The sequence below is a fragment of the Geodermatophilus amargosae genome, assembly GCF_041028265.1.
GTDB classification, from domain to species: domain Bacteria; phylum Actinomycetota; class Actinomycetes; order Mycobacteriales; family Geodermatophilaceae; genus Geodermatophilus; species Geodermatophilus amargosae_A.
The window spans coordinates 154,821-173,664 of record NZ_JABGCW010000008.1 but is presented as its reverse complement, the minus strand read 5'-3'; the positions used below and the strand labels follow the sequence as shown (position 1 = coordinate 173,664).

Genomic DNA, 18,844 nt, shown 5'->3' with positions numbered 1-18,844 from the left:
GAGCCGTCGGAGATCTGCGAGGAGTTGCCGGCGGTGATGACGCCGCCCTCGGGCTTGAACACCGTCTTCAGGGTGCCCAGCTTCTCCACCGTGCTCTCCCGGATGCCCTCGTCCTGGGCGACGACCCCGGAGTCTGTGCCGACGGCGGCGATCTGGGCGTCGAACCGCCCCTCGGCGCGGGCGGCGGCGGCCTTCTCGTGCGAGGCGACCGAGAACTCGTCGAGCCGCTGCCGGGAGAGCCCCCACCGCTCGGCGATCATCTCCGCGCCGATGCCCTGATTGGGGAAGACGCCGTCGTAGCGGGCGGCGAAGCGCGAGCCGAAGGGGTCGGCGTCGCCGACGGCTGCGCCCATCGGCACCCGGCTCATCGACTCGACCCCGCCGGCCACCACGACGTCGTACTGCCCGGCGATCAGGCCGGCGGCAGCGAAGTGCACCGACTGCTGCGAGGACCCGCACTGCCGGTCCACGGTCACGCCGGTCACCGTCTCCGGCCAGCCCGCGGCCAGCGCGGCGGTGCGCGCGATGTCGAACGTCTGCTCGCCGACCTGGGACACGCAGCCCCAGACGACGTCGTCGACCAGGGCCGGGTCCAGCCCTGCCCGCTCGACCAGGGAGGTCAGCACGTGCGCCGACAGGTCGGCCGGGTGCACCCCCGACAGCCCACCGTTGCGTCGGCCGACCGGCGTCCGCACGGCCTCCACGATCACTGCGTCGCGCATGTCCGTCGTCCTTTCGTCCTACCTGGGTGCTCGTCCGGGATCCCGGTTCCGAGAGGCTCGTGCCGCGTCATCGCTCGCTGCTCGGGAAGCCGGGGGTCCGTTTCGCCAGGAAGGCGGCCACGCCCTCGCGGCCGTCGGGACCCGCCGCACGCGCCCGGATCGAGAGCGTCTCCCGGCGCAGCGCGGCCTCCGCTCCGGGCGTGGCCGTCTCACGGAGCAGCCGCTTGGCCGCGACCTGGGCCTCCCTCGACCCGGCGCGCAGGCCGGCGACCACGTCGTCGACGGCTGCCGCCAGCTCGTCGTCCGGGTGGACCTCCGCGACCAGCCCCGCGACACGCAGGTCCTCGGCCGTCAGGACGGGGTTGAGCAGGGCGAGCCGGAGCGCGCGGTGCAGCCCCAGCGATGCCGTCAGCAGCGTGCTGCCGCCGTCCGGGGAGAAGCCGATCTTCGTGTAGGCGAGGGTGAACCGGGCCGACGCAGCGGCGAGCACCAGGTCTGCCGCCGCGGCCAGCGGCACCCCGGCACCGGCCGCCGTGCCCTGCACGACCGAGACCACGACGGCGTCCATCCGGTGCAGGTCGCTGACCACCCGGTGCAGGGCCTCCGCGAGGTCGTCGACCATCTGCTCGGTGTCCTCGGCCCCCGCGAACGCCTGGACGTCGCCGCCGACGCTGAAGGCCCGGCCCTCGCCGGCGAGCACCACCACGTGCACGTCGTCGGCTCGCGCCCGTCGCACCGCCTTCGCCAGCTGGGCGACCATCGGCGGGCTGAGGGCGTTCCCCCGATCGGGGTCGCTGAGCGTGATGCGGGCGACGCCGTCGTGCTGCTCGTACCGGACGGTGGTCACGGTGCGACCGCCGTGGCGCTCGTGCGGTAGCGGTCGCGGAGCGGGCCCTTGACCAGCTTCCCGGTGGGCGTCCGCGGCAGCTCGTCGACGAAGTCCACGCTGCGCGGCACCGTGTAGCCGGCCAGCCGCGAGCGGACGTGGACGATCAGCTCCGCGGCGAGCTCCTCACCGGCCTCCACCCCGGGAGCTGTCTGGACGACGGCCTTCACCTGCTCGCCCATCTCGTCGTCGGGGATGCCGATCACGGCCACGTCGGCGACGGCGGGGTGCAGTGCGAGCGCGTCCTCGATCTCCTGCGGGTAGATGTTCACCCCGCCCGAGATGATCACGAAGGCCTTGCGGTCGGTGAGGTAGAGGTAGCCGTGCTCGTCGACGTGACCGATGTCACCGACCGTCGTCCAGTTCGGGTGCTGCGGGTGCTCGGCCGACCGGGTCTTCTCCGGATCGTTGTGGTACTCGAAGGGCCGGGCGTCGCGCTCGAAGTACACCGTCCCGACGTCGCCGGTCGGCAGCTCCTCGCCGCTGTCGTCGCAGATGTGCAGCGTGCCGAGGATGGACCGTCCGACCGAGCCGGGGTGGGTCAGCCACTCCTCCGGGTCGACCCACGTCATCCCGGCCACCTCGGTCGAGGAGTAGTACTCCTGCAGGATCGGCCCCCACCAGTCCATCATCTGGCGCTTGACCTCGGCCGGGCACGGCGCGGCCGCGTGCACGGCGACCCGCAGGCTGGAGACGTCGTAGCGGCCGCGGACCTCGTCCGGGAGCTTCAGCATGCGCACGAACATGGTGGGCACCCACTGGCTGTGGGTCACCCGGTACCGCTCGATGGCGGCCAGTGCCTGCTCCGCGTCGAACCTCTCCATCACCACCACGGTGCCCCCCAAGGCCTGCACCGTGGCGCACACGCGCAGCGGCGCGGCGTGGTACAGCGGCGCCGGAGACAGGTAGACCGTGTCGGGCCCCAGACCGATGCGGTCCCCGAAGAGCGCGACCATGGTGTCCCCGGCCTCGTCGACCTGCCGGTCGGGCAACGGAGGGCGGATGCCCTTCGGCCGCCCCGTCGTGCCCGACGAGTACAGCATGTCGCCACCCCGTGGCTGGTCGGCCAGCGGCTCGTCCGGGGCGGCGGCCAGCTGGTCCGCGTAGCCGTGCCAGGTGCCGCCGTGGTCCGGTGTCCCGTCCATGGCCACCGCGTAGCGCACTCCTGCGTGGGTGCTCAGACCCGACGCGAGCTCCCCGATCCCCGGGCCCACGAACAGGGCCTCCGCGCCGCTGTCCTCCAGGACGTACCGGATCTCGCCGGGGCTCAGGTGCTTGTTGATCGCGGTGACGTAGAGGCCGGTGCGCTGAGCGGCCCAGTAGACCTCGAAGACCCGGACGTCATTGCCCGAGAGCAGGCCGATGACGTCCCCTCGCCGGAAGCCCTGGGCGCGGAGTCGGTGCGCGAGCCGCCGGGAGTTCTCCTCCAGCTCGCCGTAGGTCAGAGAGGCATCCCGGCCGGCCATGATGACCGCCGGCCGGTCCGGCGCCTGCGCTGCGTGGATACCCGGGAACATGGCGGTCCTTCGTACGAGCCGGTCGGTGGAGGGTGCGTGCCGCGCAGGGCGTCAGCGGGGCGTCACGCGGATCGTCCCCCGCGGGCGGATCCGGACGCCGCGGGCCGTCGTGGTCACGGACGTCGACGGCACAGGCGACCTCGCGACCGGCACGCCACCCTCCCCAGGGAGCGATCGAGCGATCGGTAGACCTGAACAGATGGCTGGTACCTTCCACTCGCCGGGCGGGCTTGTCAAGCCGCCCACGGGCTCGCGTCGGGAGGAGGCGGCAGGGTGCGACCGTCCGAGGAGACGAGCACGGCAGCGGCCCGCGAGCCGCTGGGGCTGCGCCTGCGGGAGGCCCGCCGCGCCGCCGGCCTCACCCTGCGGGACACCGCGCGGGCGCTGCACGTCAGCGCAGCCACCTGGAGCGCCGTCGAGAACGGGCACACCGGCATCAGCGGACCACGACTGGCCGCGGCCGCGAGGCTGTTCGGCGCCGAACCCGACGACCTGAGCCCTCCCCCACCCCGTCGCCCGGAGCCGGAGCGGACCTGGCGCGACTTCCCCCCGCTGGACCTGGCGTCACCCCTCGCCGGCGCGCTGAGCGCCTTCGTGGAGCTCGGCTACCACGGCGCCGGCATCCGGGACATAGCCCAGCGCGCCGGGCTGTCGGTCGCGGGGATCTACCACCACTGGCCGACCAAGCAGCACCTCCTCGTCGCACTGCTCGACCTCACGATGGACGACCTGCTCGATCGCGCCCGCACCGCACGGGCCGAGGGGGACGGGCCGGTCGAGCGCTTCGCCCGACTCGTCGAGTGCCTGGCGCTGTTCCACACCCACCGCCGCGAACTCGGCTTCATCGGCGCCAGCGAGATGCGTAGCGTCGACGAGCCGGACCGCAGCCGGATCGCGACCGCGCGACTGGACGTGCAGCGCATGGTGGACGAGGAGGTCTCCGAGGGCTGCCGGCGCGGCCTCATGGCCACGCCGCTGCCGCGCCAGGCGGCGCGTGCCGTCGTCACGATGTGCACCGCCCTGCCGACGTGGTGGTCCCCCGCCGGCCCCTCGTCCCCCGAGGTGGTCGCGCGTGACTACGTCGAGTTCGCCCGGGACCTCGTCCGCGCCGTGCGTTGACCGGTGCCGACCGGAGCCCTGGGTTCAGACCGACCGAGTGATCGGTTCGTTCAGGAGTGCCGGTGTTTGAGTAGGCCCTCCCCCTCCCCCTCCCCCTCCCCCGAGGCGCACGAGCTGCGCGCGCATGGTCACGTTCATGCGGGACACCGTGCTGCCCTCGGAAACCGAGTACCGGAGTCACCGGAGAGCCTCGGGCCCCGACGGGCACGACGTCCCGCCGGTCGTCGAGCGGTTGAGGGCCGAGGCCCGGGCCCGGGGGCTGTGGAACCTCTTCCTCCCGGCCGAGTCCGGCCTGACACAGCTGGAGTACGCACCGATCGCGGAGCTCTCGGGCTGGAGCCTGGAGCTGGCCCCCGAGGCGATCAACTGCGCCGCACCGGACACCGGCAACATGGAGCTGGTCCACCTGCTCGGGACCGAGGAGCACAAGGGTCAGTGGCTCGAGCCACTGCTCGAGGGCGAGATCCGCTCGGCCTTCGCGATGACCGAGCCGGACGTCGCCACAGCGACGCCACCACCATCGCCACCCGGATCGAGCGGGAGGGCGACGAGCTGGTCATCACCGGCCGGGAGTGGTGGACCAGCGGCGCCATGGATCCCCGGTGCGCCTTCTTCATCCTGATGGCCGAGTCCGACCCGACCGCCTCGCCGCACCGGCAGCAGACCATGGTCCTGGTGCCCCGCGACACCCCCGGTGTGGAGGTCGTGCGCCACTACCCGGTCATGGGGCACCACGACCAGCACGGCCACGCCGTGGTCCGCTTCGACGGCGTGCGCGTGCCGGTCACGAACGTCATCGGTGAGGAGGGCGGCGGTTTCGCCGGGGCCCAGGCACGCCTCGGCCCCGGACGCATCCACCACTGCATGCGCGCGCTGGGCGCAGCCGAGCGGGCGCTGGCGCTGGCGCTGCGGGCGCGGGAGCGGGTGGCTTTCGGCGGGCCGCTCGCCGCCCAGGCTGTTGTGCAGCAGCAGATCGCCGAGTCCCGGCTCGAGATCGAGCAGGCCCGGCTGGTGTGCCACCACGCCTGCCACGTCATCGACACCCAGGGCGACGAGGCCGCCCGCGACCTGGTGGCGATGGCCGAGGTCAGCGTTCCCCGGGCCGCGACGCGGGTCATCGACCGGGCCATCCAGCTGCACGGCGCCGGCGTCACGGACGTGACGCCGCTGGCCGGCACGTACGCGTGGCACCGTGCGATGCGGCTGTTCGACGGGCCGGACGAGGTCCACCTCCGCTCGATCGCGAAGGGCGAGCTGGGCCGCAGGCCGCTGCTGCCACCCGGCTGAGGACGACGGGACGGCCGGCAGCCGGGACGGGGCGCTAGCCGGTCGGAGCCCGCATGGTGACGACCACCTGCCCGGTGCGCGTACCGCGCTCGATCTCCGCGAGCACGCCAGGAACCTCCTCCAACGCACACTCGACGGGCGCGCAGGGTCGGTAGCGTCCCGTCGACACCGCCTCCAGGACCTCGGACATGAGACGTTCCGCGAGGGCCGGGTCGGCACCGAGGGCGTGCCCCAGGTCGACTCCGACGACGGTCTTGTTCGCGATCAGCACCCGGTTCGCGCCGAAGCGCGGGACGTCCCCCGAGGCGAAGCCGAGGACGAGGTGGGCCCCGAACGGCGCGAGCGACCTGAGGGCCTCCGTCGCCAGCGGGCCGCCCACCGGGTCCACCACGACGTCGACGCCACCCGGTGCCAGCGCGCGCACGCCGTCGCCGAGGCCCGAGACCGAGAGGTCGACCAGGTCGACGTCCGCCCGATCGGCCGCCCACGTCAGCCGGGCCCGGCTCGAACCGGCGGCGATGACCCGACCGCCGAGGGCGCTCGCCACGTCGACGGCAGCCCGGCCGATCGCGCCGCCGGCACCGAGGACCAGGATCGTCTCGCCGGGCTGCAGCCGGTGCCGGCGCGTCAGGGCGAGCTGCATCGTGGACCAAGCCTCCAGCACGGCGGCGCCGACCGCGTCGGGGACGTCGTCAGGCACGGACGCCAGCGCATCGCGCCGGACGAGGGCGTGGGTGGCCAGGCACCCGCCCTCCATCTGGGTGATCGCCACCCGCCTGCCCACCCAGGAGGCGCTGCACCCGGGACCGACCGCGCGGACGACGCCCACACCCGTGGTGCCGGGGACGAACGGCAGCGGGTGCCTCACCTGGTACGCGCCGCGGACCAGGAGGGAGTTGACGAAGCTGACGACGCCGGCGCGCATCTCCACCAGCACGCGGCCCTCGTCGGGGAACGGAACGGCGGCCTGCTCGACCACCAGGCCCTCCGGGGGGCCGAACTCGCGGGCCAGGACCCGACACATGACCATGAGGTGCCCCTCTCGCCCTCGCGGTCCGGGGCCGACCCTCGCCGGAGGTGGACGGCGGGCGCCGGGTCGAGCGGCCGGCCCGGATGGGGACCACCGTGCTGGGTGGCCGTCGATGCCGACACCGTACCGACCGAACGTTCGCTTCGTTAGGCTGCGCGCATGGACATCACCGGAGCATCCGCCATCGTCACGGGGGGCGCGTCGGGCATCGGCGCCGCTGTCGCCCGTCGGCTCGCCGGGCTCGGCGCCCGCGTCGTCGTCTCGGACGTGCAGGACGGGGCCGGCCAGGCGCTGGCCGACGAGATCGGCGGCACGTTCGTGCACGTCGACGTCACCGATACCGAGCAGCTGACGGCGGCCGTCGCCGCCGCCGTCGAGCTCGGTCCGCTGCGGGTACTGGTGAACTCCGCTGGTGTCGGTTGGGCGCAGCGCACCGTCGGCCGGGACGGCGAGTTCGGGTCCGCGCACGACCTCGACGCCTACAAGCGGGTCATCGCCATCAACCTGATCGGCACCTTCGACGCCATCCGGCTCGCGGCGACCGCCATGAGCCGCACCGAGCCGCTGGAGTCCGGCGAGCGCGGCGCCGTCTGCAACCTCGCCTCCGTCGCCGCCTTCGACGGCCAGATCGGCCAGGCGGCGTACTCCTCCTCCAAGGGCGGGGTCGTCGGCATGACCCTGCCGGTGGCCCGTGACCTGGCCGCCATCGGCGTGCGCGTCAACACCGTCGCGCCAGGGCTCGTCGACACCCCGATCTACGGCCAGGGCGAGGACGCGGAGACGTTCAAGGCCAAGCTCGGCGAGTCCGTGCTCTTCCCGCACCGCCTCGGCACCGGCGACGAGCTCGCCAGCATGGTCGTGGAGTGCGTGACCAACTCGTACATGAACGGCGCGACGGTGCGCGTCGACGGTGGCATCCGGATGCCACCCAAGTAGGGCCCGGCGGCACGCCCCGGTTCGTCGAGCCGGGGCCGTGCCGCGTCCCGGGCGGCGGCAGGGAGCGGGTGCGTCAGGAGTCCACCCGGTGGACGACGGCGTCGAGGTCGGCGCGGGTGGTCCGGAAGCGGTTGACGGGGTCGGCGTCGTCGGCGGAGCCGGAGGAGACCGCGCACACGACGAGCCGGTCGTCACCGAGGCCGAGCCACCGGCGGACGAAGTCCGACCGCATCGCGACGGCGCCCTGCGCGATGACGCCGAGGCCGGCCGACTGGGCCGCCAGCACCAGCGTGCCGACGTACGCGCCGCAGTCCACGGCCCCGTGGTGCCCAGCGCCCGGTCGGAGGTCACCACCGCCGTGTGCGGGGCGCCGGGGAACGAGGAGTCCTCGAGCATCCGGACCGCGCGGGCGGCCCGGTCCTCGCGCGCGATGCGGAGCGCCGCGTAGAGGCCGTGGCCCGATGACCGGCGCCGCTCGGCGTGCATGCCGGTGTACGCCGGCACGCCGAGGTCGGCCACCTCCCGGCGCCGCTGAGCACGTGCTCCCCGAGCTCCTCGCCGAACCGGGTGGTCGCCTCGCCGCTGAGCAGGTGGCCCTGCCACGGCTGGGTGTCGCACCACGACGGCGTCGCCTGGGCGAGCCGGAGTACCTCGTCGACGACGTCGCCGGGCACCGGGTCGGGGCGGAAGGCCCGGCAGGAGCAGCGGGTGCGCAACTGCACGGCCTGGGTGATCGCAGCGAGCATGATCTCGCGCAGGACCCCCTCCTTCGACCCGGAGTGCTGGGAGATCGAGGTCGTCGAGACGCCGGCACCGTCGGCGGTGTCGCGGAGCGACGTGCCGTGCTACCCCACGGCGGTGAGCCGGTCGATCGCCGACCGCAGGATCACGTCGCGGCGGCTGCTCCGGAGCGGGCCCCCAGGGCGCACGCCGGGGCGCCGGGGCGGCGGCGCGGCCATGGCGCGGGCCGCTGTCCGCCCGGGCGGCCTACCGCCACCCCCCGTCGACGCGCAGCACCGCACCGGTGACGTAGGAGGAGGCGGAGCCGGCGAGAAACAGTGCTGCGCCGACGATCTCGGAGGGCTCGGCGCACCGGGCGAGCGCCACCTTCCCCTCCATCTCCTCCTTGAGCCCCTCGGGCCAGCCCTGGGAGATGTCGGTCAGGAAGGCCCCGGCCTGGATGGTGTTCACCCGCACCGTCGGGCCGAACGCCTGGGCGAAGCCCTCGCTGAGCGTGTGCAGGCCTGCCTTGGCCGCCGCGTACGGCAGCGCCATCGGCTGGGGCCGGATCGCCTCGATCGACCCGATGTTCACGATGGAGCCGCCGCCGGCCTCGGCCATGCGCGTGCCGATCAGCGCGGTGAGGCGGAACGGGCCCTTGAGGTTGATCCCGATGACCTTGTCGAAGTACTCCTCGGAGACCCGGTCGAGGCTGGGGTACAGCGGCGAGGCCCCGGCGTTGTTGACCAGCACGTCGACCCGGCCGAACTCGCCGTAGACGTCGTCGACCAGACGGTCGCAGTCCGCCCACGAGCTCACGTTGGCGCCGAGCGCCAGGGCGCGCACCCGGTGCTCGTCCCGGACCTCGGCGGCGACCGCCTCGCAGTTCTCCCGTTTCCGGCTGGCGACGACGACGTCGGCACCACGCTCGGCGAAGGCGTGGACGATCTCCCGGCCCATCCCCCGGCTGCCGCCGGTCACCAGCACGACCTTGCCCGCGAACTCCTGCACCCTGTTCCTCCTCGTCGGTCTGCGTCGATCGGTCAGCTCGTCGGTCGCGGCTCGCGCGCGACCCGGTTCAGGGCGGGGCCAGGTCGCGGCACGCCTGCACCGGATCTCCCCCCACGGGCAGCAGGTGCGCCACCGGCACCGTGACGCCGCGGTCGACGAACCGCCGGATGTGCTCCCGGCACGCCTCCGGCGGTCCGTGCACGACCAGCTCGTCGACGACGTGGTCGGGGACGGCGTCCACGGCGCCCCTGCGGTCGCCTTCGGCCCAGAGCTTCCACATCGGCTCCAGCTCGTCGCGGCCGAGCGCGCCGTGGAACGCCCGGTAGACCGGCACGTTCAGGTAGGCGGTGATCAGCCGCCGGCCGAGGGCGCGGGCCTGCTCGGCGTCCGCGGTGGGTGCGACGAGGACCCGTGCGACCACGTCCTTGCCCGGCCCGCCGGCGTGCACCTGCGGCACGACACGGGCGACGTCGGTGGCGGAGAGCCAGTTGAGCACCGCACCGTCGGCCTCCGCGCCGGCCAGACCCAGCATCTTGTCGCGCAGACCGGCCAGCAGCAGGCGCGGTGGCGGGTCGGGCACCACCCCGAGGCGGAAGCCCTGCACCTCGAAGGTCTCGTACCGCTGGTCGACCTGGTGGCCCGCCAGCACCTCGCGGAGGAAGCGCAGCAGGTCGCGGCAGCGGGACAGCGGCCGTTCGTAGGGGATGCCGTTCCACCGCTCGACGATCACGTCGGACGACGCGCCGATGCCCAGCGTGAACCGCCCGGGCGCGCTCGCCGCCATGGTGGCGGCCGTCTGCGCCAGCAGCGCCGGTCCGCGGGTGAAGGCGGGTGCCACGGCCACCCCGAGGTGCACCGTCGTGGTGACCGCCGCCGCTACCGCCAGCGGGGTGAAGCCGTCGGTGCCCATGCCCTCGGCGGTCCAGAGGTCGGTGTACCCCAGGTCTTCCAGCTCGCGCGCGACGTCCGCCTGCTCCGTGAGCGGCAGCCCCTCCAGTGGAAGGGTCATCCCCCACCGCTGCGCGGTGCTCACGCGGTCGTCACTCGGCCACGCCGAGGCGCTCGGCCGCCCAGGGGCGGAGCTCGCGCTTGAGCAGCTTGGCGTTCGCGTTCCGCGGCAGCGGCTCGACCCGCACGATCACCTCGCGCGGCCGCTTGTAGGAGGCGAGCTGCGCCTCGCACGCTCGCCGGATCTCGGCCTCGTCGAACTCCGGGTCGCAGGCCACCACGATGGCCACCGCCGACTCGCCGAACCGTTCGTCCGGAACGCCGACGACCGCGCACTCCTGGACGCCAGGGATCCTGTGGATGACGTCCTCGATCTCCTTGGGGTAGATGTTCAGGCCCCCGGAGATGATCATGTCCTTGGTCCGGCCGACGATGGTCACGAAGCCCTCCTCGTCGAGCTCGACCAGGTCGCCGGTGTGCAGCCAGCCGTCGCGGAACACCTCGGCCGTCTGCTCCGGCCGGTCGTGGTAGCCCTTCATCGAGGCCAGCGAGCGGATCAGCAGCTCCCCGCGGCCGTGGCGGCGGATCAGTCCCTCGTCGTCGCGCACCGCCACCTCGGTGTGCGGCAGCGGGCGCCCGGCGGACCCCTCGTGGTCGAAGACCTCGTCCGCCATCAGCACGGTGGTGATGGTCGGGAACTCCGACAGCCCGTAGCCCTGGCAGACGTCGACGCCGGGGACGCCGCGGCTCACGGTCTCGATGACCTTGCGCGGCACGGGCTCGGCTCCGGTGACGATCCACTCCAGGGTGCTGGCGGAGAGCCGTTGCATGAGGTCGGGCCGGCTGACCAGCTCCCGGAGCAGGCTCGGCACCAGCATCACGTGGGTGATCCGGTGCTCCTCGACGGAGTCGACGATGCTCTCCATGGAGGCGCCACCGGTCCGGCGCAGCTCGACGTACCCGCCGTTCCACGTCAGCGCCATCACGAGGTTGTGGAACCCCGCTGCCCAGGACAGCGACGGGATCACGAGGTAGCGGTGCTGGCTGTGCAGGGACAAACCCTGCAGCTGGCCCATCGCGTTCCACAGCACGCCGTTGTGGCTGTGCTCGGCCGCCTTCGGCAACCCGGTCGTACCGGAGCTGTAGTAGAGCAGGAACGTGTCGTCCAGATCCGGCCCGGCGTGCTCCTCGGGCAAGGCGTGGCCGGCCGCGACCTCCTGCCAGGTCACCTGCTGGGCCTCTCCGGGGACGGCCACGTCGCCCACCGTGACGACGAGGTCGAACTGGTGCTCGAGCCCCGCGAGCCCGCGGGAGGCGACCTCGTCCACCACCAGGCACCGGGATGCGCTGTCGCGGCAGACGTGGGCGATCTCCGGACCGGTGAGCAGCACGTTCACCGGGACGCAGACCGCGCCGAGCGCGGCCAGGCCGAAGTAGACCTCCACCCACTCCAGCCGGTTGCCCATCATCACGGCGACCTTGTCGCCGGGACGGACGCCCTGGGCGTGCAGCCCGCCGGCCACCGCGAGGGCGGCGTCGCGCATCTGGCGGAACGTGCGCACCTCCCCCTCGAAGCCATACCCCGGACGGTCCCCGGCGTGCGACTCGGCGGTGCGCTCGAGCATCCCGAAGACGTTGCGTGACAGACCCATGGCCCGCGTCTGCTCCCCTCGTGTTGCTGGCGCTCAGAGCGCCAGGTGGCTGGTGGCGCCGCGCGGCGCCGGGGTCGTGGCCCCCTCGAAACGACGCAGCTCGGTCCGCGCCAGCGCCCGACGGTGCACCTCGTCGGGGCCGTCGGCGATGCGGACGATCCGCGTCTCCGCGTACATCCGCGCGAGCGGGGTGTCCTGGCAGAGACCGGCGCCGCCGAAGACCTGCATCGCGCGGTCGACCACGCGGCGGGCCACGTTGGGCACGACCACCTTGATGCCCGAGATCTCGCTGGCCGCCTCGCGGTTGCCCACGGTGTCCATGAGGTACGCCGTGCGCAGCGTGTACAGGCGTGCCTGGTCGATCTCCATCCTGGAATCGGCGATCCACTCCCGGATGACCCCGCGCTCGACGAGCGGGCTGCCGAACGTCGAACGGCGCCCGGCCCGGTCGATCATCAGCTCCTGCGCGCGCTCAGCGGCACCGATCAGCCGCATGCAGTGGTGGATGCGCCCCGGGCCGAGGCGCGCCTGCGACATGGCGAAGCCGGCCCCCGGTTCGCCCAGCAGGTTGCCCACCGGCACCCGGACGTCGGTGAACCGCATCTCCACGTGCGTCTCGAAGGGGTGGTAGCCGAGCACCTCGAGCTCACGCACCACCTCGACCCCGGGGGTGTCGCGCGGGATCAGGACCATGCTGTGCCGACGGTGCCGGGACGCGCCGGGATCCTGGTCGGTGATCCCCATCAGGATCAGCAGCCGGCAGTCCTCGCGCATCGGCCCGGAGATCCACCACTTGCGTCCATTGACGACCCACTCGTCGCCGTCCCGCTCGATCGTCGTCTCGATGTTCCCGGCATCGGACGACGCGACCTGCGGCTCGGTCATCACGTACGCCGACCGGATCGCGCCGGCCATGAGCGGCCACAGCCACTCCTCCTTCTGCTCCGGCGTCCCGAACATGGAGAGCAGCTCCATGTTCCCGGTGTCCGGGGCCGCGCAGTTCATGGCCTCCGGCGCGAGCTCCAGGCTCCGGCCGCTCAGCTCCGCGATCGGCGCGTAGTCGAGGTTGGAGAGGGGCTCGTGGTCCTTCTCCGGGTGCGGGAGGAACAGGTTCCACAGCCCCAGCCCGCGTGCGGTCTCCTTGAGCTCCTGGAGCACCGGCGGCGTCGGACGGGGATACCCGCCGTCCTCCACCTGCTGGGCGAACACCGCCTCCGCCGGGTAGACGTGGTCGGCCAGGAAGTCGTGCATGCGCACGACCAGCTCCTGGGAACGGGGTCCGAGGTCGAACATCGTCTGCTCCTCAGCCGGCCACGCCGAGGTAGGCCCGGCGCACCTCGTCGGAGGCGCGCACCTCGGCGGCCTCGCCTTCCATGGACACCCGTCCGAGCTCGAGCACGTAGGCGCGGTCGGCGGCCTGCAGGGCCTGGTCGGCCATCTGCTCCACCAGCAGGATCCCGGCACCGGTGCGCTCGCGGATCATCTCGATGAGGCGGAAGACCTCCAGCGTCTTCAGCGGGCTCAGCCCCAGGGACGGCTCGTCGAGCAGCAGGTACCGGGGCCGGGCGGCCACCGCCCGGGTGAGCGCGACCATCTGCTGCTCGCCGCCCGACAGCAGGTTGGCCTGCTGGTCCCACCGCTCGGTGAGGATCGGGAACGCCTCGAGCAGCGCGGTGACCGGGTCCTCCCCGCCGGTGCGCCCGCGGGCGGCGCGGCGGCCCATCTCGATGTTCTCCCCCACGGTCAGCTGGGGGAACAGCCGGCGACCCTCGGGCACCATGACGATGCCGGTGCGTGCGCGCCGCGCCGCGGAGGTGCGGGCGAAGGAGCTGCCGTCGACCCGCAGGTCGCCGGAGCGGACGGTGAGCAGACCGGCGATGGTCCGCACCAGCGTGGTCTTCCCCGCCCCGTTCGAGCCCACGACGGCGACGAGCTCCCCCGGGCCGACCTGCAGGCTGACACCGTGCAGGATCGGCGCGCGGTCGTAGCCGCACTCCAGCCGGTCGACCTCCAGGCTCATGGGTGCTCCTCCATCGGCTTGCCGAGGTATGCCGAGACGACGGCCTCGTCGGACAGGACCTGCTGCGGGGTCCCGCGCGAGAGCAGACGCCCCTGGTCCATGCAGGTGACCTGGTCGGCGATCCTCGCCACGAGGTCCATGTGGTGCTCCACCACGATCAGCGCGTAGCCGTGGGTCCGGAGCGAGATCAGCAGGTCGCCCAGGCCGGCGGTCTCGGTGGCGAGCAGTCCGGCGGCCGGCTCGTCCAGGACGACGAGCTCGGGCTGGCTCGCCAGGGCCCGGGCGATCTCGAGCGCACGCTGCTTGCCGTAGGGCAGCTCACCGGCCCGGAGCCCGGCGAACTCGGTGAGCCCCACCAGGTGCAGGAGGCGCTCCGCCTCCGCACGCATCTCCGCGTCCCGCCGGTAGCGCGACGGCGGCTTGAGCGCCGCTGCCCACAGCGGTGTGCGGCCCGTGTCGGGGAACCCGGCGAGCACGTTGTCGAGCACCGTCGCGTCGTGGAAGAGCTGAGGCGTCTGGAACGTGCGCGCCACCCCGGCACGCGCCACCTTGTGCGGTGCCAGGGCCGTGATGGCGCGGCCCGCGAACCGCACGGTGCCCGAACTGGGCCTGTAGACGCCGGTGAGCAGGTTGGCGAGGGTGGACTTGCCGGCCCCGTTGGGCCCGATGACCGCGTGGATCTCCCCCCGGTCGACCGTCAGGTCCATGTCGGCCACGGCCTTCAGCCCGCCGAAGTTCTTGCCCACGCCGCTCATCACGAGCAGCGGCTCGCCGGTGCGCCCGGCCGGCGAGTGGCCGTCGACCGCGGCGTCGGAGACCGCGTCGGCCTCGGCGGGCAGGCCTGCGGTCCCCTGGAGCCCGGCGCCGTCGTCCTCCGCCACCTCGGCCCGCTGCCGACGCCCGACGACCAGTCCGCCGAGGGTGCCGACGATGCCCCTGGGCATGAGGAACAGGGTGAGGACGAACAGGACGCCGACCAGGCCCGGCGTCGAGAGGTACCACTGCGGGGAGATGTACTCCTGCTGGAGGTCGCCGAGCTGCGCCAGGATGTCGGACTGCTCGAGCCAGACGATGCCGACCGCTCCCACCAGCGGGCCCAGCACCGTGCCGCTGCCCCCGAACACGACGGCGAGCACGATCGTGATGGTGAGGAAGATGTCGAAGGTCTCCGGCTGCAGGTGCGCGAAGGAGAGCGTCGTGATGACGCCGCCGAGCCCACCGAAGACGGACGCGAGGACGAAGACCGAGATCTTGCGGCGGAAGACGTCGACGCCCAGGTGCGAGGCGAGCATCTCGCTCTCGCCGATGGCGCTGAGGGAGCTCCCCCACGGCGACCGGGCGATGTTGCGGGAGGCGATGACGACCAGCGCGGTGACCACCACGACGGGCACCATGACGGTCGCGACCGTGTTGGCGATCATCGGCGGCTCGAGGGTGGACCCGAGGATCTCGATGGGCGGCAGCGCGGTCGTGCCGTGCTGGGCGTGGTTGGGGTAGCCGGCGAGGCGGCCGAAGGGAGCGCCCTCGTTGAGGATCCGCTCCACCAGGATGGCGAGCACCAGGGTGATGACGGAGAACTGCGGTCCGCGCAGCTGCATCGACGCGACGGCGACGACCGCTCCGACGGCTCCGCAGAGCGCGAGTGCGCCGGCGATGGCGAGCAGCGGAGGCCAGCCGCCGTCGAGCACCAGCCACGCGGTCGCGTAGGCGCCGATCGCGTAGAAGCCGCCCTGACCGAGCGAGACCAGCTTGGCGTACCCCATCAGCAGGTTGAGGCCGACGGCGGCGACGGTCATCGCCGCCATCGACGCCACCAACTGCATCAGGGAGATGGAGGGGCCGGCGCCGTCACGCCCGGGGAGGATCGCGAGGAAGGCGACCACGAGGGCGGCCACGGCGAACAGCGCATCCCGCACCCAGGGGCGCGACGCCCAGCGAGAGGGCCGACGGGAGGACTCCTTGGTCGGAGGCGCACTGCGCGACTCCTGGTCGAGCAGGCTCACAGCTTGACCTCCGTGCGTCGTCCGAGCAGTCCCTGGGGCCGCCACACCAGGACGACGATCACCAGCAGCAGGCCGGCGGTCTCGCCCCAGATGGCGCCGAACTCGTAGCTGGTGACCTCGCTGAGCACGCCGTAGAGGGCGCCGCCGAGCAACGGGCCCCAGAGCGAGGACAGGCCACCCACCACCGCCACCGCGATCGAGGCGACCAGCAGCGGGGCCCCCATCACCGGTGACGCCCCGACGGTGGCGGCGTAGAGGGTGCCGGTGAGCGCTGCGATGCCCATGGCGACGGCGTACGTCACCATGCCGACCAGCCGTGGCGAGACGCCCATGAGCGAGGTCGTCTCGGGGTCCTGCGACACCGCTCGCATCACCAGCCCGGCAGACGTCTTCTTCGACGCCACGACCAGCAGCACCGTGACCACCACCGCGAGGGCGGCGATCAGGAGCTGCTGCTTGCTGACCCCGGCCCCGAGCACGTCGACGGCGCCGGACAGCCGCGCCGTCTCCGACCGCTGCGGCGAGGGGCCCTCGACGTTCGTGATCAGGTTGAGCATCACGAACGACAGGGCGACGGTGGACAGCAGCCACCGGACGTCGTGCTCGCCCTCGGTCATGAAGGGCAGCACCAGGAACCGGTAGGCCGCCGCGCCGACGACCGCGGCGACGAGCACCCCGACGGCGACCTTGGCGACGTCGGGCAACCACGACCAGCCGGCGACCGCGAGCACGACGAAGGCACCCAGGGCCACGAACTCCCCGACGGCGAAGTTCAGGGTCTTGGTGGTGATGAAGGTCAGCACGAAGGACTGGGCCAGGAGGGCGTAGAGCCCTCCCAGCACCAGCCCCAGAACCAGGGCGTCCATGGTTTCCAGTCCTCGCCGACGGCCTGCGTCAGCAGCCGTTCTGCAGGCACTCGGCGGCCGTGCCGAGACGCACCAGCTCGAAGCTCTCGTCGAAGCCGTAGGTGTGCCAGTTCGCCGGGTCGTCGTCGTAGAGGACGTGGTCGTCCTCGGAGAAGGGGTTCTCGATCGTCAGGCTGTCGCCGATGTGGACGGTCTCGATGTCCTCCATCGCCTGGCGCACCGCCCCGAAGTCGGTGGCGTCACCGACCTCCTGGACGGCCTGCGCGTAGATGTCCAGCATCGCGTAGGTGCTGATGTTGTTCGTCGGGATCGCCGGGTCCTCCGCCGTCGCCTCCCGGACCGCGGCCAGCACCTCGGCGTCGCCGCCCTCGAGGAAGTTCCGCGGGTCGACGATCTGGATCTTCTCCCACTGCGACGGGTCGGCGACGTCCCTGTAGTTCGTGAGGATCGTGCCCGTGGTCATGATCGTCTTCGGCTCGAAGCCGGCCTGCTCGATCGCCCGGGTGACGGTCGCGGTGTCCGCGCCCTGGGTGATGCCCATGAACACCGAATCGACGCCGGCGTCCTGGAAGCGCTGGATGATGGCGTTGGCGTCGCTCGCGCCGGGCTGGATGGTCTCCTCGGCGGTGAGCTCGTGGCCGTTCTCCTCCGCCCAGGACGTCAGGTGCTCGCGGTTGGACTGCCCGAACCCGTCGGCGGAGTAGACGATGCCGACCTTCTGCCCGTTCGCCCACAGCCGCTCACCGAGGACCGCCATGATCTGCTGGTTGGTGAAGTTCGTCATGAAGGCCCAGTTGGGCTGGATGTCGTAGTTGATGATCTCGTCGGCGTTCGGCCCGGGGAGCAGCCACGGCAGCTGGCTCCGCTGCACCACGTCGGCGACCTGGAGGGAGTTGCCGGAGAGCGGCGGACCCATCAGGGCGTGGACGCCCTCCTCGTTGATGAGCCGGCTGACGGCACGGGCGGTCTCCTCCGGGGACGCCTGGTCGTCCTCGCTGACGACCTCGAACCGGACGTCGTACTTCTCCTCGAAGTCGTCGAAGAACGTCTCGAACGTCTGGTCCATGTACTCGTAGTAGAGGGACGCCGGGCCCGTCTTGGGACCGACGACACCGAGCTTGACCGTGATGACGCCGTCCTCGCCGGCGCTGCCGGTCGCACCTCCGTCGTCGGTGCCGCCGCCGCAGCCGGTGAGCACGAGTGCCGAAGCAACGGCCACGCCGAGAGCCTTGTGCATCGACCCGATCCTGCTCATGCGCATCCTCCTGAGGTGTGATCCACGCCATGTCGATCAGTCGCAGGCAGCTAAGCGCATTAAGTCGTCTGCCACAAGGAGTAGCGCCGCTGCTTCAGCGCCTGTCTTTACTGACTTACCTTGCTACCGTGACTGCATGACGGACGCATCGCCGCGCGCGGCCGACCAGGCGGGCGCCCTCCGGTCGCGGGCCGACCGCCCGCCCGGCGGTGACGCCCGGACCCGCATCCTGCGGGCGGCGGCCGGGCTGCTGGCCGTGAAGGGCCTCGAGGGCGTGTCCCTGCGCGAGATCACCCGGTCCGCCGGGCACCGGAACACGACCGCACTCCAGTACCACTTCGGCGACCGGGAGGGCCTGCTCCGGGCGCTCATGGACTCGCACGTCCCGCGCGTGTCGGTACGCCGGCACGCGCTGCTCGACCACCTCACCGCGCGGGGAGGCGTGACCCTGCGGGAGGCCGCCGCCATCCTGGTGGATCCCCTGGTGACCGAGCTGCAGGACGAGGAGGGCTCGGACTTCCTCCAGGTGGCCGCCCAGCTGGTGAACCGCTCGGAGGCGCTGGTCGACCCGCACGACGCGCTGGGCGCCCTGGTCTACGACCCGGAGGGGAGCCTGGAGCGGTGGTCGGTCCTGGTGGAGCCCTTGATGCCCGCCGGCACCGCCGGTCCCCCGCTGCACCGGCGGTTCGCCGCGCTGCGGTTCACGCACATCGAGCTGGGCCGCCGTGCCCGGATCGCTCCGGGGCAGCCGGCGGAGCTGTTCGCCAGCCAGCTGACCGACCTGGTCGGGGCGGTGCTCGGCGCCCAGCTGTCCGACGAGACGAGCCGCCTGCTGGAGCAGCGCCGCACCGAGCACGACTGAGCCCGGCCGC

Annotated in this window: 19 protein-coding genes; 5 read left to right on the top strand and 14 right to left on the bottom strand. The window is 72.7% G+C overall.

Translation table 11 applies throughout. The features are described from left to right. From HLV61_RS11410 to HLV61_RS11400, 3 genes are all read right to left on the bottom strand, one after another. The coding region (locus tag HLV61_RS11410; RefSeq protein WP_369255406.1) for a thiolase family protein at positions 1-722 on the bottom strand (722 nt) is incomplete at its 3' end. 67 nt (positions 723-789) lie between these two features. Beyond that, positions 790-1,569: an enoyl-CoA hydratase-related protein gene (locus HLV61_RS11405; protein WP_369255404.1), complete on the bottom strand. Its 780-nt coding sequence runs from the start codon at positions 1,567-1,569 to the stop codon at positions 790-792. Continuing rightward, complete coding sequence (locus tag HLV61_RS11400) at positions 1,566-3,125, bottom strand: acyl-CoA synthetase (protein WP_369255402.1); 1,560 nt, start codon at positions 3,123-3,125, stop codon at positions 1,566-1,568. Before HLV61_RS11400 ends, HLV61_RS11405 begins: the two co-directional genes overlap by 4 nt. A 273-nt stretch (positions 3,126-3,398) precedes the next feature. Between HLV61_RS11400 and HLV61_RS11395 the strand changes: the two genes are divergently transcribed. The 3 genes from HLV61_RS11395 to HLV61_RS11385 all read left to right on the top strand — a co-directional run bounded on the left by HLV61_RS11395 (position 3,399) and on the right by HLV61_RS11385 (position 5,531). After that, a complete protein-coding gene (locus HLV61_RS11395) occupies positions 3,399-4,244 on the top strand; it encodes a helix-turn-helix domain-containing protein (RefSeq protein ID WP_369255400.1) in 846 nt (281 codons plus the stop codon). A 124-nt stretch (positions 4,245-4,368) separates the two neighbouring features. After that, complete coding sequence (locus tag HLV61_RS11390) at positions 4,369-4,866, top strand: hypothetical protein (RefSeq protein WP_369255417.1); 498 nt, start codon at positions 4,369-4,371, stop codon at positions 4,864-4,866. Then, the gene (locus HLV61_RS11385) at positions 4,764-5,531 is read left to right on the top strand and encodes an acyl-CoA dehydrogenase family protein (RefSeq protein ID WP_369255413.1); all 768 of its coding nucleotides are present in this window, start codon (positions 4,764-4,766) and stop codon (positions 5,529-5,531) included. The genes HLV61_RS11390 and HLV61_RS11385 overlap by 103 nt, the downstream gene beginning before the upstream one ends. 34 nt (positions 5,532-5,565) lie before the next feature. Here HLV61_RS11385 and HLV61_RS11380 read toward each other — a convergent pair whose 3' ends face one another. Then, positions 5,566-6,555 (bottom strand): zinc-binding dehydrogenase, encoded by a 990-nt coding sequence (locus HLV61_RS11380; RefSeq protein ID WP_369255398.1) that lies wholly within the window; start codon positions 6,553-6,555, stop codon positions 5,566-5,568. A gap of 165 nt (positions 6,556-6,720) precedes the next feature. On the opposite strand from HLV61_RS11380, the gene HLV61_RS11375 reads away from it, so the two are divergent. Next, a complete protein-coding gene (locus tag HLV61_RS11375; protein ID WP_369255396.1) occupies positions 6,721-7,497 on the top strand; it encodes an SDR family NAD(P)-dependent oxidoreductase in 777 nt (258 codons plus the stop codon). 73 nt (positions 7,498-7,570) lie between these two features. Here HLV61_RS11375 and HLV61_RS11370 read toward each other — a convergent pair whose 3' ends face one another. The 10 genes from HLV61_RS11370 to HLV61_RS11325 all read right to left on the bottom strand — a co-directional run bounded on the left by HLV61_RS11370 (position 7,571) and on the right by HLV61_RS11325 (position 17,972). Then, on the bottom strand, positions 7,571-7,960 hold the full coding sequence (locus HLV61_RS11370; protein WP_369255411.1) for a nitroreductase family protein: 390 nt from the start codon (positions 7,958-7,960) through the stop codon (positions 7,571-7,573). Continuing rightward, entirely contained in the window at positions 7,845-8,243 is a 399-nt protein-coding gene (locus HLV61_RS11365; RefSeq protein ID WP_369255394.1) for a nitroreductase family protein, read from the bottom strand. The genes HLV61_RS11370 and HLV61_RS11365 overlap by 116 nt, the downstream gene beginning before the upstream one ends. 241 nt (positions 8,244-8,484) lie before the next feature. Next, the gene (locus HLV61_RS11360) at positions 8,485-9,228 is read right to left on the bottom strand and encodes an SDR family NAD(P)-dependent oxidoreductase (RefSeq protein WP_369255392.1); all 744 of its coding nucleotides are present in this window, start codon (positions 9,226-9,228) and stop codon (positions 8,485-8,487) included. A gap of 67 nt (positions 9,229-9,295) precedes the next feature. Continuing rightward, the gene (locus HLV61_RS11355) at positions 9,296-10,237 is read right to left on the bottom strand and encodes an LLM class F420-dependent oxidoreductase (protein WP_369255390.1); all 942 of its coding nucleotides are present in this window, start codon (positions 10,235-10,237) and stop codon (positions 9,296-9,298) included. Between the two features lie 31 nt (positions 10,238-10,268). Continuing rightward, positions 10,269-11,828, bottom strand: a complete 1,560-nt coding sequence (locus HLV61_RS11350; protein ID WP_369255388.1) for a class I adenylate-forming enzyme family protein — start codon at positions 11,826-11,828, stop codon at positions 10,269-10,271. A gap of 33 nt (positions 11,829-11,861) precedes the next feature. After that, positions 11,862-13,121: an acyl-CoA dehydrogenase family protein gene (locus tag HLV61_RS11345; RefSeq protein WP_369255386.1), complete on the bottom strand. Its 1,260-nt coding sequence runs from the start codon at positions 13,119-13,121 to the stop codon at positions 11,862-11,864. A 10-nt stretch (positions 13,122-13,131) separates the two neighbouring features. Continuing rightward, positions 13,132-13,848 (bottom strand): ABC transporter ATP-binding protein, encoded by a 717-nt coding sequence (locus tag HLV61_RS11340; RefSeq protein WP_369255384.1) that lies wholly within the window; start codon positions 13,846-13,848, stop codon positions 13,132-13,134. Then, positions 13,845-15,851 carry a branched-chain amino acid ABC transporter ATP-binding protein/permease gene (locus HLV61_RS11335; RefSeq protein WP_369255382.1) on the bottom strand — a complete coding sequence of 669 codons (2,007 nt, stop codon included), beginning with the start codon at positions 15,849-15,851 and terminating at the stop codon, positions 13,845-13,847. Before HLV61_RS11335 ends, HLV61_RS11340 begins: the two co-directional genes overlap by 4 nt. After that, positions 15,848-16,717, bottom strand: a complete 870-nt coding sequence (locus HLV61_RS11330) for a branched-chain amino acid ABC transporter permease (RefSeq protein ID WP_369255380.1) — start codon at positions 16,715-16,717, stop codon at positions 15,848-15,850. Before HLV61_RS11330 ends, HLV61_RS11335 begins: the two co-directional genes overlap by 4 nt. A 28-nt stretch (positions 16,718-16,745) precedes the next feature. Beyond that, the gene (locus tag HLV61_RS11325; protein WP_369255378.1) at positions 16,746-17,972 is read right to left on the bottom strand and encodes an ABC transporter substrate-binding protein; all 1,227 of its coding nucleotides are present in this window, start codon (positions 17,970-17,972) and stop codon (positions 16,746-16,748) included. 136 nt (positions 17,973-18,108) lie between these two features. Between HLV61_RS11325 and HLV61_RS11320 the strand changes: the two genes are divergently transcribed. Continuing rightward, entirely contained in the window at positions 18,109-18,834 is a 726-nt protein-coding gene (locus tag HLV61_RS11320; RefSeq protein WP_369255376.1) for a TetR/AcrR family transcriptional regulator, read from the top strand. Positions 18,835-18,844 lie beyond the last annotated feature (10 nt).

What these genes read in the sequence shown, in the direction of transcription:
- HLV61_RS11400 (WP_369255402.1), bottom strand. Translation starts at nt 3,125, where the DNA reads ATGTTCCCGGGTATCCACGCAGCGCAGGCGCCGGACCGGCCGGCGGTC.
- HLV61_RS11390 (WP_369255417.1), top strand. Translation starts at nt 4,369, where the DNA reads ATGGTCACGTTCATGCGGGACACCGTGCTGCCCTCGGAAACCGAGTAC.
- HLV61_RS11380 (WP_369255398.1), bottom strand. Translation starts at nt 6,555, where the DNA reads ATGTGTCGGGTCCTGGCCCGCGAGTTCGGCCCCCCGGAGGGCCTGGTG.
- HLV61_RS11375 (WP_369255396.1), top strand. Translation starts at nt 6,721, where the DNA reads ATGGACATCACCGGAGCATCCGCCATCGTCACGGGGGGCGCGTCGGGC.
- HLV61_RS11365 (WP_369255394.1), bottom strand. Translation starts at nt 8,243, where the DNA reads ATGCTCGCTGCGATCACCCAGGCCGTGCAGTTGCGCACCCGCTGCTCC.
- HLV61_RS11355 (WP_369255390.1), bottom strand. Translation starts at nt 10,237, where the DNA reads ATGACCCTTCCACTGGAGGGGCTGCCGCTCACGGAGCAGGCGGACGTC.
- HLV61_RS11350 (WP_369255388.1), bottom strand. Translation starts at nt 11,828, where the DNA reads ATGGGTCTGTCACGCAACGTCTTCGGGATGCTCGAGCGCACCGCCGAG.
- HLV61_RS11345 (WP_369255386.1), bottom strand. Translation starts at nt 13,121, where the DNA reads ATGTTCGACCTCGGACCCCGTTCCCAGGAGCTGGTCGTGCGCATGCAC.
- HLV61_RS11340 (WP_369255384.1), bottom strand. Translation starts at nt 13,848, where the DNA reads ATGAGCCTGGAGGTCGACCGGCTGGAGTGCGGCTACGACCGCGCGCCG.
- HLV61_RS11330 (WP_369255380.1), bottom strand. Translation starts at nt 16,717, where the DNA reads ATGGACGCCCTGGTTCTGGGGCTGGTGCTGGGAGGGCTCTACGCCCTC.
- HLV61_RS11325 (WP_369255378.1), bottom strand. Translation starts at nt 17,972, where the DNA reads ATGAGCAGGATCGGGTCGATGCACAAGGCTCTCGGCGTGGCCGTTGCT.
- HLV61_RS11320 (WP_369255376.1), top strand. Translation starts at nt 18,109, where the DNA reads ATGACGGACGCATCGCCGCGCGCGGCCGACCAGGCGGGCGCCCTCCGG.